Genomic DNA, 16,549 nt, shown 5'->3' on the forward strand with positions numbered 1-16,549 from the left:
CAGGGTCTGCTTCTGGTTTACTGTCGAGAAAAACCCGAGGAGGCTTTCATGTATGACGATATCCCAATGCTGACACTCCCTTCAGGAAAGGAGATTCCCGCACTCGGCATCGGCACCTGGAACATGGGCGAGAGCAAAGCCGAAGAGGCACAGGAGGTAGCAAGCATCCGCAAAGCTGTCGAGCTTGGCATGACGGTTGTGGATACGGCAGAAATGTATGCCGACGGGCGATCGGAAGCCGTCGTTGGAAAAGCGATTGCGGGTCTGCGTGACGACGTATTTCTCGTCAGCAAGGTCTACCCCTTCAATGCCAGCGCGACGGGAACGATCGAGGCCTGCGAACGCAGTCTGAAGCGTCTTGGTGTCGACCATCTGGATCTTTATCTTCTCCATTGGCGCGGCTCCCACCCGCTGGAAGAGACGGTCGCAGCATTTGAAAAGCTGAAGCAAGCGGGCAAGATCAGGGATTGGGGCGTCTCGAACTTCGATACGGACGACATGGAGGAATTGTTTGACGTCGAGAGCGGCCGCAACTGCGCCGTCAACCAGGTCCTCTACAATTTATCCCGGCGCGGCGTGGAATATGATCTGCTGCCTTGGTGCCAAGGGAAGGGTGTGCCACTCATGGCATACTCACCGATAGAACAGGGGCGCATCCTCAACAATCATGAACTGATCCGGATCGCCAAGGCCTATCAGGCAACGCCAGCGCAGGTCGCGCTCGCCTTCCTGCTGGAACGCGACGGAGTCATTGCGATCCCCAAAAGCGCCAGGCCTGAAAGGGTTGAGGAAAATCGTGGCGCGACCGATCTCGATATCAGCGACGAGGATTGGGCTGCTCTGGATGCGGCCTTCCCGCCGCCGACAAAAAAGATGTCGCTAGCGATGTTGTGATTCCATTTCAGACGGTTATCGCCGTTTGTGGATTCAGTTTAGCAACCGTACAGCTTGCACGTCGGACAAAAAAGGCCGGGCGCTTTCAACGCCCGGCCTCATCATTTGGATTTGACCATCCGTTTTCTCAGAACTCTTGCCAGTCCTGCTTGACCGCTGCGTTGCCGTTGAAGGCGGTTGCGAGCTTGCGGCCAAGCGCACGGGCTGGTGACGCTGCCGGACGCTCCGCAGGAGTTGCCGCACGGATCGGGGCCTCGAAGGTGGCAGACAGCTTGAACTGGCCGAGAAGCTGGTTCAGCGAAGAGGCTTCGCGGGCAAGACCATGGCTGGCAGCCGTCGTCTCTTCCACCATCGCCGCATTCTTCTGCGTGTCCTGGTCCATCTGGTTCACAGCCGTGTTGATCTGCTGCAGACCGGAAGACTGCTCCTGTGCTGCTTCCACGATCGCCATGACGTGACGGTTGATCTCCTGAACTTCGGCCACGATCGTCTCAAGCGCACGGCCGGTTTCACCGACAAGCTCCACGCCTTCCTGAACCTGGGTGTTGGAGGTGGAGATCAAGCCCTTGATGTCCTTGGCCGCACTGGCAGAACGCTGCGCCAGTTCACGCACTTCCTGCGCAACGACAGCAAAGCCCTTGCCTGCTTCACCAGCACGTGCCGCTTCGACACCGGCATTCAGCGCCAGAAGGTTGGTCTGGAAGGCGATCTCATCAATCACGCTGATGATGTTGGAAATCTCGCCCGACGACTTCTCGATCCGCTCCATGGCGACAACGGCCTTGCGAACGACCTCACCCGACTGTTCGGCACCGGTGCGCGCCTTGGCAACCAGATGACCCGCCTCCTGAGCACGACGGGTGGAGTCCTTCACCGTGGTGGTGATCTCTTCCAGCGCGGCAGCGGTTTCCTCGACGGAGGCTGCCTGCTGTTCGGTGCGCTTGGCAAGATCGTCGGCGGCCGAACGGATTTCATTCGCACCAGCATCGATACCACGGGCGTTCTCCGCCACGCGGGTCAGGGCCGACTGGAGCTTCTCGGCAGAGGCGTTGAAGTTCTCACGCACGACATCGAGATGGGCCACGAAAGGCTGGCTGATGCGATAGCACACATCGCCATCCGACAGACGCGACAGGCCGTCTGCCAAATGGTCGACCGCAAACTGCGTGTCCTCGGCTTCCTTGGCCTTCTGTTCGTCGCGGGCAATCCGCTCCTTTTCCGACAGGCTGCGATTGGCGTCAGCCTCCTGTTCCAGACGGATGCGCTCCAGCGCATTCTCGCGGAAGACGGAGACCGCCTGTGCCATCTGCCCAACCTCATCCTTGCGATCGACGCCGTCGATCTCTTCACGCGTTTCGCCACCGGCAAGCGACACCATACGGGCGGAAAGGCGGGCGATAGGGCCGGTAATTCCACGCGCAGAAACCCAGAGGGACATCGCAATCGCGGCCGCGAAAAGTCCGCCCAGAACGCTTAGCGAAGTGAGAATGGTCGAATTGGTTTGCGCACTGAGATCATCTGATTGTTGCAGAACAGACGTCAGATTGCCTTCACTGATCGCCCGAATATCCGTGCGCCAAGCTTCGGTATCACCACTGATGCCGGCCAGTCTTTCGCGTGCCCTGGTATAATCTCCACTTCGCATCGCATCCCAAACCTGATCCATCGACTTGGTGATGGTGATGGCCCGATCCTTGACCGGGGTAATTTTGGACGCCAGCTCCGGCATAAGCTTCGCGGCGTTTTCCAGACGCTGCACGAGTGTGACCACATCCTTCTTATAGGTCGCCTCCACCATTCCAATATCGATTGACTGTTCCTTCAGAACGAGAGCCAGCGTTGTGTCATAGCCGGCAGCCACGAGAGATGTGTTGGCGCGAAACAACTCGGTTGCACCCACACCGTTTCGAGCAAGAAGATCGGAGTAGACCGTATCGGCGTTTTTGTAGTTGAACGACACGAGGCCGAGACCGGTCAGACCCACCATGGCTACGGGCACGATCAATGAAAGAATTTTCGTACGGATTTTTGCATTTTCAAGAAACGACATTTGTCCTCGCTTGGGCAAGCTGCCAGATGACAATAGCGACCGCACCCCGTTAACCCGTTCAAGGGCGGACCATTGCTTCGTCAATCTCGATGGGACGGGCCGTCATGGCACGCAGACTGGGGCCGTTATAAGGAAAAACGAATGTAAAAATGCTTAATCGGATAACCGCTCGACGAAACCAAATCTCAAAAAAGCGTGAGATATGACGGACTTACGCTACGTGAGGTCAAAAAAACAGGCTCCACAACGTAGAGCCTGCTGTCATCTTAGCCGAGGCACTCTGAGGCTTACATACCCTCTGGGCCCCGGTTCATTGCCGCAATGCCGGTGCGGCAAATTTCGATCAGGCCAAGAGGCTTGATGATCGAAACGAACTGGTCGATCTTGGAGGACTTGCCGGTGATCTCGAAGATGAAGTGGTCGAGCGTCGCATCCACCACCTTGGCATGGAATGCGTCAGCAAGACGCAAGGTCTCGGCACGGTCTTCGCCACGTCCTGCCACCTTGATCAGCGCAACTTCACGCTCGATCGGGCGATCCTGCCCCGCTTGACGGGCACGCACAGTCAGATCCACCACGCGGTGAACAGGAACGATCCGCTCCAGCTGCGCCTTGATCTGTTCCAGCACACCAGGCGTACCGCGTGTCACGATGGTGATGCGCGAAAGATGCGCCTCATGCTCCGTCTCGGAAACCGTCAGGCTTTCGATATTATAACCGCGCCCGGAGAACAGGCCGATAACACGGGCGAGAACGCCGGGCTCGTTGTTGACGAGAACGGAAAGCGTGTGGTTTTCCACCATCGCCGTTTCCGTCTGGATGAAGTAGGCTGAGCCGGTGGGCTGTAGGTGTGCATTCATGTCTTTATCCTCTTCCCACGCTTAGACGAGCTGGCGGCCCTTGGCATCGATGGCATTGGCGACTGCTTCGTCCGTTGCTTCATCCGGCAGCAGCATCTCGTTATGTGCCTTACCAGACGGAATCATCGGGAAGCAATTGGCGAGATTGGCAACGCGGCAATCGAAGATGACCGGCTTCTTCACCGCAATCATCTCTGCGATCTTGTCATCCAGCTCCTTCGGATCGTCGCAATACATGCCAACGGCGCCGTAAGCTTCGGCCAGCTTGACGAAATCCGGCATCGCTTCGGTATAGGAGTTGGACAGACGGTTGCCGTGCAGCAACTGCTGCCACTGGCGGACCATGCCCATATACTGGTTGTTCAAGATGAAGATCTTGACCGGCAGATTATACTGGATGGCGCAGGACATTTCCTGAATGCACATCTGGATAGAAGCATCACCCGCAACATCGATGACCAGTGCATCCGGGTGAGCAACCTGAACACCGATAGCAGCCGGGAAACCATAACCCATGGTGCCAAGACCACCGGATGTCATCCAGCGCTTCGGCTGTTCGAAGCCGAGGAACTGTGCCGCCCACATCTGGTGCTGGCCGACTTCGGTGGTGATGTAGGTATCGTGGGCCTTGGTGGCTTCCGACAGACGCTCCAGCGCATATTGCGGCATGATGACATCGCTGGAATTCCTGTAGGCAAACGAGTTGCGTGCCCTCCAGCGCGCGATCTGGCTGTGCCACTCCTGCGTCTGCGCCTTTTCGGGCTTGGCAGGCAGCGCCCGCCACAGACGAACCATATCTTCCAAAACATGGCCGACATCGCCGATAATCGGAACATCGACGCGAACGTTCTTGTTGATCGAGGACGGATCGATATCGATGTGAATCTTCTTGGAGTTCGGCGAGAAGGCATTCAGGCGACCGGTGATGCGATCGTCGAAACGCGCGCCGATACAGACCATGACGTCACAATCATGCATCGCCATGTTGGCTTCATAAGAACCGTGCATGCCGAGCATGCCGAGCCACTTGTCGCCGGAAGCCGGATAAGCACCCAGGCCCATCAATGTGGAGGTGATCGGGAAGCCGGTCAGCTCAACCAGTTCGCGCAGCAGGCGAGTGGCTTCCGGACCCGAATTAACGACACCGCCGCCGGTGTAGAAAACAGGTCGCCGCGCCTTCGACATCAGCTCGATCGCCGCATGGATGGCATTCAAATCGCCCTGAACCTTCGGCTTGTAGCTCTTCTGCTGAATGGCGGCAGATGGCGGCGTATAGGTACCGGTCGCAAACTGGATGTCTTTGGGAACGTCGACAACGACCGGGCCCGGGCGGCCTGTCTGGGCAATCCGGAATGCCTCATGGATGATACCCGCCAACTCGTTGACGTCCTTGACCAGCCAGTTGTGTTTGGTGCAGGGGCGCGTGATACCGACCGTATCGCATTCCTGGAAAGCGTCCGAGCCGATCAGCGTGGTGGGGACCTGGCCAGAAATGCAGACCAGTGGAATGCTATCCATCAGCGCGTCCTGCAATGGCGTAACGGCATTGGTTGCGCCAGGACCGGACGTAACAAGCATGACGCCGACCTTGCCGGTGGAGCGAGCGTAACCTTCCGCAGCATGGCCTGCACCCTGTTCGTGACGAACCAGAATGTGCTGGATTTCATCCTGCTGGAAAATCTCGTCATAGATCGGGAGAACCGCACCGCCCGGATAGCCGAAAATGTGTTCGACGCCATTGTCCTTGAGCGCGCGCAGAACGATTTCCGCGCCGGTCATGCGATTGCTGTTTTCCGTAGTGTCCTTATCCGTCATTGCCTGTTCCATCCCGATTTGGCTTTTGGATATCGCTGGGCGTAAACGCCCAAGTGGAGACATAAAAAAAGGCCCCTAGAGGAGCCTCGTTCAGCGCATGGGTGCTTTCGCCGGATGGTTACACCATCCTGCCCATGCGCCGTCCCACCACGATAAGTACGTTAAGATTTTTCATGGAGCGGAGTGTTAGACAGAAACCAGATTGGCGTCAACGCAAAACGGCGAAAAAATCCACCGCCTCTTAACTTTATTGCCCTGAAGCAGCCTGCAACGAAACAAAGATGCGCGGCTGTTACACCACTTATTAAAGCCACATGCCTATAACCGACTGCAAAAGAAGAGGCCTTTAGAGACATAGGCATCGACCTGGCAGGAACAACACGTGCTTAACCAAGATCTGCACACATCAGCAAAAGCGGGCGATCATGATCGCCGCGACGGACAGACGGCGGGCAACCGCATGCTCGGACGCGTGGTTTTCTGCAGTGGCTCGACAGCCAGAATTTCCGTCACCGCCGACAGCGCCAATCCGGGCTTTGCGCAATTGTGGTCGGTTGGCCGCCTTATCTCCATCGATCTCGGCGAAACCCGTGTCGTGGCTCTCACCTACGCCATGAACGTCGACGGCCCGCTCTGGTCCGAGCGCGAAGCGAACACGATACTCGTCGATGTGGAACTGCTCGGCGAAATTTACTCGACCCCAGAAGGCATCGAACAATTTTCGAGTGGCATCACCCGCTACCCCTATCTTGGCGCCATCGCACACCGCATCCGCGCCAGCGACCTCGTGCGGATTTATGACAACAGCGCAAGAGGCAGTTGCATCGTCGGGCATCTGAGCCAGGACCAGAGCGTCGATGCAATCATCAACATTCCAGAAATGCTATCCAAGCACTTTGTCGTCGTCGGCTCCACAGGCGTGGGCAAAACGACGGCGGTGACCTTGCTTGTCAACAAGGCGATCGAGAAGGACCCAAAGCTCCGGGTACTGATCCTCGATCCACATAATGAATTTGCCGCAGCCTTTCCCAACACGTCCGTCGTTATCGACACCGATACGCTGGACCTGCCCTTCTGGCTGATGAAGCTCGAAGAATTCACCGAAGTACTCTTTCGCGGGCAAAAGCCACCCCTCGATGAGTTGGATATCCTGCGCGATCTCATTCCAGAGGCCAAACGCGCTTTCCGCGGATCGGAAGCTTCGACCATGCGCCGCGCCTCGGAAAAAACCTCGCTGACTGCCGACACGCCGGTCCCCTACCGTATTGCCGATCTTCTTGCGCTCATCGACGAGCGTATCGGACGGCTGGAGGGCCGCGGCGAAAAGCCGGTCTTGCGCTCCCTCAAGCTGCGCATCATGGCTGCGATCAACGATCCGCGCTACTACTTCATGTTCTCCAACAGCACCATCAGTGACACGATCATGGAGACGGTCGCGCATATCTTCCGCGTACCGGGAGATGGAAAGCCTGTTTCGGTTTTCCAACTGGCGGGCATTCCGTCGGAAGTGGTCAATTCCGTTGCCTCAGTTCTGTGCCGCATGGCCTTCGAACTGGCGCTTTGGGGCCAGGGAGCGATCCATACGTTGGTGGTCTGCGAAGAGGCACATCGCTATGTGCCGGCCGATCCGGAACTCGGCTTCTTTCCTACACGACAGGCGATTGCCCGCATTGCCAAGGAAGGCCGCAAATACGGCGTGTCGCTCGGCATCGTCACACAGCGCCCCGGTGAACTCGACCAGACGATCCTGTCGCAGTGCTCGACCGTCTTTGCCATGCGCCTTTCCAATGACAACGACCAGGACATCATTCGCTCGGCGATTTCCAACTCCTCGACTTCGACGACCAGCTTCCTGTCATCGCTTGGCAATGGCGAAGCGATTGCCTTCGGCGAGGCGATCAACGTGCCGATGCGCATGCGTTTCAACCGCCTGCCACCACACATGCTGCCAAAGGCAAATGGCATCATTAGCCACCACCATGAAGATGTCCCGGATAATGTGGACCTGCGCTCCATCGTCAAAAGGATGCGCGCGGTCTCAGGCCCAGATATTTCCGGCTTCCGACAAAGCTATGAGGCGACGGTCGCCAAGGATGTCGGCGAGATGGAGATGGGAGGCTGGACGACCTATGATTCGTCCAAAGCCTTTGGCGGGGACTCCGAACCCTACCGCCCCGACATGCTTCCGCGGAGCAACCTGACTGCCGTACAGAGGCCTGAACCACAGGAACCGACACCTTCAGCGCCCGACACCACTCGCCCATTCTTCACCAACGAGACGCGCTCCTCCATCCGGGAGACCTTGCTGAAGAAACCTTTGGGAAGCCTCTACAAGAAGGACTGAGAACGCTCACGGAGCGACGCGCTGCCAGTCCTCCCCCATCTGGTTGCGAAACCAGGTCATTTGCCGCTTGGCATATTGACGGGTCGCGGCTGCGGCTTTCTCGATCACGTCGGCTTCACTCATGCGGCCTTCCAGCATCTCGGCAATATGCGATACGCCGATCGCCTTCATGGCAGTCGAGTCCGCGGGAAGCTCAAGAGCAAGAAGCGCCTTCACCTCCTCCACTGCGCCGCTCTGCATCATGCCGGCAAAACGGCGGTTGATGCGATCATGCAAAACGCTACGCTCGGGTAGAACCACGATCTTGCGCGCTCGATCGGGATTGACAATCATCGGACCCCTTGCAGTCTGAAACGACCGGATCGATTGCCCGGTTGTCTCGAAAACCTCCAGTGCGCGCACGATCCGTTGGCCATCCGTCGGCATCAAGGTCGCGGCCACGTCAGGATCCCGCGCCTCCAATTCGCCATAGAGGGCGAAGCTTCCATTCTCCAACAGCCGTTGACGATATCCTTCCCTGATATCGACAGGGATTGAGGGCATGTCAGACAGGCCCCCCGTTAGCGCCTTGAAGTACAGCCCCGTGCCGCCGACGATGACAGGGAGCAGCCCCTTTGCCTTCACCTCACCAAGAAGCGAGGTGCCGTCCCGCAGCCATTCACCCGTCGAATAGAGCGCGTTGGCGGGGACGTGGCCGTAAAGATAATGCGGCACCCCCTCCATCTCCTCTACCGAAGGGCGGGCCGTCAGCACCTGCAGTGTGTCGTAAACCTGCATGCTGTCGGCATTGATGACGACGCCCCCATGTTCCTGCGCAAGACGAAGCGCAAGCGCGGACTTGCCGCTTGCCGTTGGGCCGGTTATCAGGATCGCATCGAATGGTTCATCAAGGTTTTTCATCATGGCTTTCGTTGCCACGCTTATCGCCAATCCGTCAAATCCTGTTCTCGCCGCAGCCCTCGGAGAAACGGCGGCACAGGCCGTTGGCGCATCGGGGCTCTACTGGCTGGCAGACGGTGTTGCCTGCGATATCGTGCTGCCGGAAGGCGCCGATGCCGAGGCAGCGCACAAGACCCTGTCCGGCACGATAGCTGGCCTGCCGATCGATATCGTCATTCAGGATCAGGATACGCGCCGCAAGAAAATCCTGATTGCCGATATGGATTCCACCATGATCGGTCAGGAATGCATTGATGAACTGGCAGCCGAAGTCGGATTGAAGGACAAGGTTTCGGCCATCACTGCGCGTGCAATGAATGGCGAGATCGCCTTCGAGCCCGCACTGCGCGAGCGCGTTGCGCTGTTGAAAGGCCTTCCGGTCTCAGTCGTCGATGAGGTGATTGAAAAGCGCATCACGCTGACCCCAGGCGGCAAGGAACTCGTGGCGACGATGAAGGCCAAGGGCTACTACACGGCGCTCGTCTCTGGCGGCTTTACCGTTTTTACTGCGCGTGTCGCGGATATGATCGGCTTCCAGGAAAATCGTGCCAATATTCTGGGTGAGCAGGACGGACAACTGGACGGCACCGTGGCCGAGCCAATCCTTGGCAAGCAGGCCAAGGTCGATGCGCTGATCGACATTGCCGAGACGCTTGGTATCTCACCAGACGATGCACTGGCCGTTGGCGATGGCGCAAATGATCTTGGCATGCTGCACCTTGCCGGCAGCGGCGTGGCACTCCATGCCAAGCCTGCCGTGGCAGCCGAAGCGAAGATGCGCATCGATCATGGCGATCTCACCGCCCTTCTCTATCTCCAAGGCTATCGTAAGTCGGATTTCGTCAGCGCATGATCATCCACGGCACACCGCGCCTCATCCTGAGAGACTGGAAGGAGAGCGACCGCGCCCTCTTTCGCGAGATCAATGCCGATCCTGTCGTCATGGAATTCTTTGCCATGCGCCGAAGCGACGAGGAATCCGACGCCATGATGGAGCGGATCAATGCGCTGATCCATGCCACCGGCTTCGGTTTTTATGCCATGGAAAACCGCGAGACCGGCGAGCCCATGGGCTTTTGCGGCGTCGCCCCCGTCACGGTCGACGACGTCTTTGCGCCCGGCACCATGGAAATCGGCTGGCGGCTTGCCACCCGGTACTGGGGCAACGGCTACGTGACCGAGGCGGCGAAAGCGCTGCTGGCCATGGCTTTCGAGGACAAGCGTCTTGCGGAGATCGTCTCTTTCGCCGTCCACAATAACCATCGTTCCACCGCAGTGATGAAACGCATAGGGCTCAAGCGCGACCCGTCACGCGACTTTGATCATCCGCGCGTGCCGGAAGAAACGCATCCTCACCTACGTCCCCATGTCACCTACGCGCTGACGCTGGAGGACTGGCGGGCGCGATAAACGTCGCGCCTCCAAACGGTCCCACTAAAGCATGTCGCGCAAAAGTGCGCAGCGGTTTTGCGATAACGACATGCGATAACAAAAACCTAAAGCGAAGAGCGAATCTGAAAGATCGCGCCGCGCTTTAGTGCAGACCGAAGAGGTTGAGCAGCTCCTCGCGCTGGCGAACGAAGGCGGCTGAACTGCGATCACGCGGGCGCGGAAGATCGACATCGATCAATCTTGGCACGGCACCCTTTTCCCGCGGCAGGATGAGAATACGGTCGGCCAGGAAGATCGCCTCCTCCAGATCATGGGTCACGAGAACCGTGGTCACGTCTTCCTCGCGCCAGATCCTCGCCAACTCCTGTTGCATGCCGATCTTCGTCATCGCATCCAGGGCACCGAGCGGCTCGTCGAGCAACAAGATTTCCGGCTGGACGGCGAGAGCCCGGGCAATGCCCACGCGCTGCGCCATGCCGCCGGAAAGCTGCCGCGGATAGGCATTCTCGAACTGCTGCAAGCCGACGAGGTTGATGTAGCGACGGGCGCGGTTGCGGGCCTCATCGCGGCTCAAGCCTTGCGTCTCCAGTCCGAAGGCCACGTTGTCAAGCACCGTCAACCAAGGGAGAAGCCGAGGCTCTTGGAAGATCACCGCTCTGTCACGGCCGACACCACGCACCGCGTTTCCATCGATCAGCACATCGCCACGATCGGCCTCTTCAAGCCCTGCCAGCACGCGTAGCAGCGTCGTCTTGCCCGAACCGCTGGCGCCGACGATCGCCAGGCTCTCGCCGGATCGGATCGTCAGGTTCAGATCTTTCAGCACCTGAAACGGCTTGCCATTCAAATGGTAGGATTTTGAGAGGTGGCGGATCGCCACCTCGCCCCGTTCCGAAGGAACTGCGCTCATCGCATCACCTCAATTGCTGGCGGTTGCGGTTTCGGGCGAATAGAGGATTTTATCTGCCACGAGCTGGCCCTGCTGGACTTTGCCTTCGCGGGTCAGCACGTCGATCCAGAATTGCAGGTCGCGGTCGACAGCCTTGCCACCGGGGCGGACGCCATAACCGAGAAAATATTTCGCCAATTCAGGGTTTTCGCCGCGCTCTTCCAAGGCCTTGGCGAATATTGCCTTGGTTTCCTCCGGATGCTCGCGAGCGTAATCAAGCGCGCGTTGAGATTGTTCGACGAAGGTCTTGGCCGCATCCGGATGCGCCTTGATGAAATCGCGGCGCAAGACCACGAAGCCGCCGGCAATATCGCCGAGAACATCCGTGTCATCGAAAACCGGCCGGATACCGCCATGCGTCTTCGCTAGCCCTTCGAAGGTCGTCTGCCAGTAGCCGAAGGCAGCGATATCCACCTGGTTGGAGCGGAGCACCTGCTCCAGTTGCGGTCCCGGCACGACCACCGGCTTTGCCGCATCGACCGGCAATCCCTGCGAATGAAGAGCCTCGCGGATCGTATAATCGAGATGCGCCCCGAGTGTATTCACCGCAATCGTCTTGCCGGCAATGTCCTTGATCGCCTTGATCGGACTGTCATCGAGAACATAGAAAACCGACTGGACCTGGTCGTTGATGCCATTCGACGGATAAGCGGCAACGAAGTCGTTTCCGCCGGCAATTGAGTTCAGCACCGCAGAGGTCGCCGCACTACCGATTTCGACATCGCCGGATGCAAGCGCAAAGAGCGACGCGGGGCCACCCTGGGCGTAGCCGACATTTTCAAAACTCACACCGGTACCTTTGAAGTAGCCGAGCTTTTCGGCGAGTTCATGTGCGGCGAGACCGCCCTGGCTTGCGAGGTAGCGGAGCTTCACCTCTTCTGCCGAGGCGATGTTGGTCAGGCCGAAGAGGATGGCTGCGGACAGCAGCAGCTTGCGGGAATGAAAGCTCATGGTCTTATCCTTTGAATTTGAGAAAAAGAGATCGATGCGGGGATCAATGAGAGGGCGCGGACCAGCGGCAGAGCTTGCGCTGAAGCAGCACGAGCCCGGCATTGGCCGCGAGGCCGAGAAGCGCCAGAAGAAGAATTGACGCATACATCAGCGGAATCTGGAAATTGTACTGGGCGTTCATCACCTGAAAGCCGACGCCCTTGTTGGCACCGATCATCTCGGCAGCAATGAGCAGCAGAAGCGCGGTGGTGGCGGAAAGGCGCAAGCCGACGAAGATGGCAGGAACGGACGCAGGCAACACCACACGGCGAAAGATCGCAATCGGCCCAGCCCCATAAGTGCGCGCCATCTCGATCAGCTTGCGGTCCACTTCTTTGACGCCGCCGATGGTCGATAGCAGGATCGGGAAGAGCGTCGCCCAGAAGATGACGAAGACCTTTGAGGCTTCACCGAGCCCCAGCATCAGAATGAAGACAGGGTAGAGCGCCAGCGCTGACGTCTGGCGGAAGAATTGCAGAAGCGGGTCGAGAGCCCGCTCCACCGCCGCCACCTGCCCCATGAAGAGGCCGAGCGGAATACCGATGGCGACGGCCGCTGCGAAGGCAATGCCGGATCTCTGGAGGCTGATCGCGATGTCGTCTATCAACGCTCCGCCGACAATGCCCTTCCACAGCGCGGCAATAATGGTGTCAAGCCGTGGAAAGACCGCCGGGTTGATCCACCCCTGCGTGCTCGAAATTTGCCAGGCTGCCAGAAAGGCGAGCACTAGACCGTAGCGGGAGAGGAACGGCGCGACATAGCGGTTCGCCACCTGTAGGGCGACGGGCGTTCGCTTCTCGCCCCGATAATCCAGAACCCCTGAATGCGTGGACTTTACCTCGTCATAGGACATGATCGCACCTCACTCCGCTGCCTGGGCAATCGGCTGCTGAACCGACCAGCGATTGACGGGATATGGCAGGCCGAGATTCTCGCGAAGAGTTATCCCTTCATATTTCGTTCTGAAGAGGCCACGACGCTGCAGCTCTGGAATGACGAGATCGACGAAATCATCGAGCGCTGTCGGAAGCCATGGCGGCAGGATGTTAAAGCCGTCAGCCGCTTCATTCTCGAACCATTCCTGCAAGGTATCCACGATGGTTTCCGGCGTGCCGACGATGGTAAAATGCCCGCGGGCGGAAGCGACCCACTGGTAGAGCTGGCGGATGGTGAAGTTGTTTTCGTCGGCAATCTGACGCAGCAGCGCCTGGCGGCTTTTCATCCCTTCCGTCGGCGGCGCGACGGGCAGCGGGCCATCGAGATCATACCCGCGAAGGTCGAGCGTACCGCCCGTCAAACCGTTGAGAAGACCAACGCCATCCTCTTCCAGAATGAGCGAAGTCAGCCTCTCGTACTTCTCCTGCGCTTCCGCCTGGGTTCTGCCTACGAACGGCGACACACCGGGCATGACAAGAATGTGGTTTGGATCGCGGCCGAGGCGACGAGCGCGCGTCTTGATGTCGCGATAAAATTCCTGCGCCCTATCGAGGTGCTGATGCGCGGTGAAGATCACCTCGGCGGTTGCCGCAGCCAGATCGCGACCATCTTCCGACTGTCCGGCCTGCACAATGACGGGATGGCCCTGCGGCGAGCGCGGTACGTTGAGCGGGCCACGTACCTGAAAATGGTCACCTCGGTGGTTGGTCTCATGCAGCTTGGCCTTGTCGTAAAAGACACCGCTCTCCACGTCGCGCACAAAGGCATCGTCCTCGAAACTGTCCCATAGCGTCTTGACGACATCCACATGTTCGGCGGCCCGTTTATACCGGCTGGCATGGGGCAGTTGGGTATCAAGATTGAAATTCTGCGCAGCGGAATCGCCGGTGGTCGTCACCACGTTCCACCCTGCCCTGCCGCCGGAAATAAGATCCAGCGACGCAAACTTGCGGGCCGTCAGATAGGGCTCCTCATAGGTGGTGGACGAGGTGGCGATAAAGCCGAGGTTCTTGGTGAAAGGGGCGAGCGCCGAGAACAAAGTTGTCGGTTCGAAACCGGCCACTCTGGCATTGCCACCTTCCCGCGCCCCTCCGAAGCCGATGGCAAGATTGTCCGCGAGAAAATACGCATCGAACAATCCGCGTTCGGCAGTCTGAGCCAGCTGCTTGTGAAATTCGAAGCTGACCGCACCATCCACCGGCTGATCGGGATGACGCCATGATGCGATATGCTGCCCACCGCCGGGCAGGAATGCACCCAGTCTTATCTTGCGTGCCATTGGTTCCTCGCTTTGAAACTCTGCCGCGTCTGCCTTCAGGCAGATATGCGGACCGTTCAGCCACAGCACCCGTTCATCACGTGCCGCCTGGAAAGAAACCTACATTGTCTACTAATTTTATATAGAAAAGGGATTGCTCGATTGCGGATGGTGAGCAAAAATATTTCTGTTGTTATCAGCTAAAGCAAAACAAACGAAAAAATGTTCGACACCGGGCACTCGTGCGTGGTCACGTTCGGAGAGCAGGCACAGGCGAAGCGACAAAGCGCGCACAGCTGGCACAGGGAAATGACCAACAAAAGCCGCCCGTGGAAAACGGACGGCTGTCGTCATTCGCGCTGGAGAATCACAAAGATCAGACCGGAACAGACTATTCCAGCGGTATCGCCACAAAACGCAGATTGCCCTGCGCATCGGCAATCATCATATGCGCGTTCTTACGTCCAGCAGACTTCAAACCATTGACGCGCACCATCACGTCGCCCGGCACTTCCATGAAGTCTTGTCCGACCTCGACGATCACATCACCCGCTTTGACGCCCTTCTGCTCTGCAATAGAGCCTGGCGCAACGCTTGCCACATAGACGCCCTCGACGCTTTCGGCGACGCCCTTCTCGGTCTTCAACTCGTCGGTCAGCGCCACGAGGTTCATGCCGAGCACCGTCTGCGCTGCCTCGCGTGTATCGGGCGCCTGCTGCTCGGTCTCGCCTTTCTTATCCTCCGGTGCCGTCATTTCGCCGCCATCGCCATCGTCCGGCATGGCGTCATCGCTACCCGCACCGGGCTGCTGATCTTCGGCACTGTCCTGCAACTGGCCGAGCTTGACCTTCACCGTCTCCTCCTTGCCGTCGCGCAGTACGACGACATCGACTTCCTTGCCGACTGGGCTTTCTGCCACGATCCGCGGCAGATCACGCATCTCGTGAATCGGCTTCCCATCGAAGTTCAGGACGACGTCGCCCGGCTTGATCGGACCGTTCTCGACAGGTCCGCCCTTGACGACGCCGGAAATCAGCGCGCCCTTGGCACTGTCCATGCCAAGGCTGGAGGCAACATCGTCCGTGACCGGTTGAACGCGGACGCCAAGCCAGCCGCGACGGGTTTCGCCGAACTCGATCAACTGCTGCACGATGTTCTGCGCAAGCTCTGTCGGAACGGCAAAACCGATACCGATCGAGCCACCGCTCGGCGAAATGATCGCCGTGTTGATGCCGATGACTTCACCCTTCATGTTGAAGAGCGGCCCACCGGAGTTGCCCTTGTTGATGGCAGCATCCGTCTGGATGAAGTTGTCATAGGGACCGGCGTTGATGTTGCGGCCTCGGGCCGAAACAACACCGACAGTCAGCGAGCCGCCGAGGCCGAAAGGATTGCCGATCGCCATCACCCAATCGCCGATACGCATGGTGCGAGAGTCGCCGAATTTGACAGCTTTGAGGGGCGCTTTCGGCTCCACCTTCAGAACCGAAAGGTCCGTCTTGGTGTCGGTGCCGACCAGCTTTGCCTTGAGCTTGTTGCCGTTCGGGAAGATCACCTCGATATCGTCAGCGCCTTCGATGACGTGATTGTTGGTGACGACGTAACCTGCCGGATCGATGACGAAGCCCGAACCGAGAGAGCTTACCTTCTCCCCGCTTTCGGGCTTCTGATTGTCGAAATAATCCTTGAAGAACTCCTGGAACGGCGAACCGTCAGGAATGCGCGGCGGCGTCGGACCCTTGCCCTCGGCCTTCACACTTTGCGAGGTGGAAATATTCACCACCGCATCGAGAAGCGGTGCAGCGAGATCGGCAACGGAAGCCGGCCCATTGGTCTGCGCCATCGCACCCGCCGGCAAGGCGATACCACCGGACAAAACGGCAAAAGCTGCCAAACCGGCAACGCTGCTGCGAAAGGGCGAAAATCGGGTCACGGGCATCAAGCGTCCTCGCATCTGCAAATAGTAGCCTCAAGCTTTAGTAGCCAAGCATAAGGCGGAATGATGAAGTGTGAAAAACCTTTTCGTGAAGAGCACGCGAATCTTCGCGGTCCTTCCACTGCAAATAAAGGCCTATCTTAAACCCCTAAACAGCACACGGACTTTCTTCCATAAGAAAAGGCC

At 58.4% G+C, this 16,549-nt stretch carries 13 protein-coding genes; 4 read left to right on the plus strand and 9 right to left on the minus strand.

Annotated elements, in window-relative coordinates:
* The first annotated feature begins 48 nt into the window (after window positions 1-48).
* Entirely contained in the window at window positions 49-894 is an 846-nt protein-coding gene (locus QE408_RS17520; RefSeq protein WP_306933357.1) for an aldo/keto reductase, read from the plus strand.
* A 127-nt stretch (window positions 895-1,021) separates the two neighbouring features.
* Here QE408_RS17520 and QE408_RS17525 read toward each other — a convergent pair whose 3' ends face one another.
* The 3 genes from QE408_RS17525 to QE408_RS17535 all read right to left on the minus strand — a co-directional run bounded on the left by QE408_RS17525 (window position 1,022) and on the right by QE408_RS17535 (window position 5,619).
* Window positions 1,022-2,944 (minus strand): methyl-accepting chemotaxis protein, encoded by a 1,923-nt coding sequence (locus tag QE408_RS17525; protein WP_306933358.1) that lies wholly within the window; start codon window positions 2,942-2,944, stop codon window positions 1,022-1,024.
* Window positions 2,945-3,231: 287 nt separating this feature from the next.
* Window positions 3,232-3,804: an acetolactate synthase small subunit gene (ilvN, locus tag QE408_RS17530; RefSeq protein WP_306933360.1), complete on the minus strand. Its 573-nt coding sequence runs from the start codon at window positions 3,802-3,804 to the stop codon at window positions 3,232-3,234.
* Between the two features lie 21 nt (window positions 3,805-3,825).
* Window positions 3,826-5,619, minus strand: coding sequence for an acetolactate synthase 3 large subunit (locus tag QE408_RS17535; RefSeq protein ID WP_373465565.1), 1,794 nt, complete (start codon window positions 5,617-5,619; stop codon window positions 3,826-3,828).
* A gap of 382 nt (window positions 5,620-6,001) precedes the next feature.
* Here QE408_RS17535 and QE408_RS17540 point away from each other — a divergent pair, with 382 nt between their 5' ends.
* The gene (locus QE408_RS17540; RefSeq protein ID WP_306933362.1) at window positions 6,002-7,963 is read left to right on the plus strand and encodes an ATP-binding protein; all 1,962 of its coding nucleotides are present in this window, start codon (window positions 6,002-6,004) and stop codon (window positions 7,961-7,963) included.
* Window positions 7,964-7,969: 6 nt separating this feature from the next.
* Here QE408_RS17540 and miaA read toward each other — a convergent pair whose 3' ends face one another.
* The gene (gene miaA, locus QE408_RS17545) at window positions 7,970-8,866 is read right to left on the minus strand and encodes a tRNA (adenosine(37)-N6)-dimethylallyltransferase MiaA (protein ID WP_306933364.1); all 897 of its coding nucleotides are present in this window, start codon (window positions 8,864-8,866) and stop codon (window positions 7,970-7,972) included.
* Between miaA and serB the strand changes: the two genes are divergently transcribed.
* The gene (gene serB / locus QE408_RS17550; protein WP_306933366.1) at window positions 8,865-9,755 is read left to right on the plus strand and encodes a phosphoserine phosphatase SerB; all 891 of its coding nucleotides are present in this window, start codon (window positions 8,865-8,867) and stop codon (window positions 9,753-9,755) included. The genes miaA and serB overlap by 2 nt on opposite strands.
* Entirely contained in the window at window positions 9,752-10,312 is a 561-nt protein-coding gene (locus tag QE408_RS17555; protein ID WP_306933367.1) for a GNAT family N-acetyltransferase, read from the plus strand. Before serB ends, QE408_RS17555 begins: the two co-directional genes overlap by 4 nt.
* 124 nt (window positions 10,313-10,436) lie before the next feature.
* Here QE408_RS17555 and QE408_RS17560 read toward each other — a convergent pair whose 3' ends face one another.
* The 5 genes from QE408_RS17560 to QE408_RS17580 form a co-directional block, all read right to left on the minus strand.
* Window positions 10,437-11,204, minus strand: coding sequence for an ABC transporter ATP-binding protein (locus QE408_RS17560; RefSeq protein ID WP_306933369.1), 768 nt, complete (start codon window positions 11,202-11,204; stop codon window positions 10,437-10,439).
* Between the two features lie 9 nt (window positions 11,205-11,213).
* Window positions 11,214-12,194: an ABC transporter substrate-binding protein gene (locus tag QE408_RS17565; protein WP_306933370.1), complete on the minus strand. Its 981-nt coding sequence runs from the start codon at window positions 12,192-12,194 to the stop codon at window positions 11,214-11,216.
* Between the two features lie 43 nt (window positions 12,195-12,237).
* Window positions 12,238-13,086 carry an ABC transporter permease gene (locus tag QE408_RS17570; RefSeq protein WP_306933372.1) on the minus strand — a complete coding sequence of 283 codons (849 nt, stop codon included), beginning with the start codon at window positions 13,084-13,086 and terminating at the stop codon, window positions 12,238-12,240.
* 9 nt (window positions 13,087-13,095) lie between these two features.
* Window positions 13,096-14,448: an LLM class flavin-dependent oxidoreductase gene (locus tag QE408_RS17575; protein WP_306933374.1), complete on the minus strand. Its 1,353-nt coding sequence runs from the start codon at window positions 14,446-14,448 to the stop codon at window positions 13,096-13,098.
* A gap of 370 nt (window positions 14,449-14,818) precedes the next feature.
* Window positions 14,819-16,366 carry a Do family serine endopeptidase gene (locus QE408_RS17580; protein ID WP_306933376.1) on the minus strand — a complete coding sequence of 516 codons (1,548 nt, stop codon included), beginning with the start codon at window positions 16,364-16,366 and terminating at the stop codon, window positions 14,819-14,821.
* Window positions 16,367-16,549 lie beyond the last annotated feature (183 nt).

This window comes from Agrobacterium larrymoorei, from assembly GCF_030819275.1.
In the GTDB taxonomy this organism is placed as follows: Bacteria; Pseudomonadota; Alphaproteobacteria; order Rhizobiales; family Rhizobiaceae; genus Agrobacterium; species Agrobacterium larrymoorei_B.

Coding starts and splice junctions, on each gene's coding strand:
- QE408_RS17520 (WP_306933357.1), top strand. CDS start 49: ATGTATGACGATATCCCAATGCTGACACTCCCTTCAGGAAAGGAGATT.
- QE408_RS17525 (WP_306933358.1), bottom strand. CDS start 2,944: ATGTCGTTTCTTGAAAATGCAAAAATCCGTACGAAAATTCTTTCATTG.
- ilvN (WP_306933360.1), bottom strand. CDS start 3,804: ATGAATGCACACCTACAGCCCACCGGCTCAGCCTACTTCATCCAGACG.
- QE408_RS17535 (WP_373465565.1), bottom strand. CDS start 5,619: ATGACGGATAAGGACACTACGGAAAACAGCAATCGCATGACCGGCGCG.
- serB (WP_306933366.1), top strand. CDS start 8,865: ATGGCTTTCGTTGCCACGCTTATCGCCAATCCGTCAAATCCTGTTCTC.
- miaA (WP_306933364.1), bottom strand. CDS start 8,866: ATGATGAAAAACCTTGATGAACCATTCGATGCGATCCTGATAACCGGC.
- QE408_RS17555 (WP_306933367.1), top strand. CDS start 9,752: ATGATCATCCACGGCACACCGCGCCTCATCCTGAGAGACTGGAAGGAG.
- QE408_RS17560 (WP_306933369.1), bottom strand. CDS start 11,204: ATGAGCGCAGTTCCTTCGGAACGGGGCGAGGTGGCGATCCGCCACCTC.
- QE408_RS17565 (WP_306933370.1), bottom strand. CDS start 12,194: ATGAGCTTTCATTCCCGCAAGCTGCTGCTGTCCGCAGCCATCCTCTTC.
- QE408_RS17570 (WP_306933372.1), bottom strand. CDS start 13,086: ATGTCCTATGACGAGGTAAAGTCCACGCATTCAGGGGTTCTGGATTAT.
- QE408_RS17575 (WP_306933374.1), bottom strand. CDS start 14,448: ATGGCACGCAAGATAAGACTGGGTGCATTCCTGCCCGGCGGTGGGCAG.
- QE408_RS17580 (WP_306933376.1), bottom strand. CDS start 16,366: ATGCCCGTGACCCGATTTTCGCCCTTTCGCAGCAGCGTTGCCGGTTTG.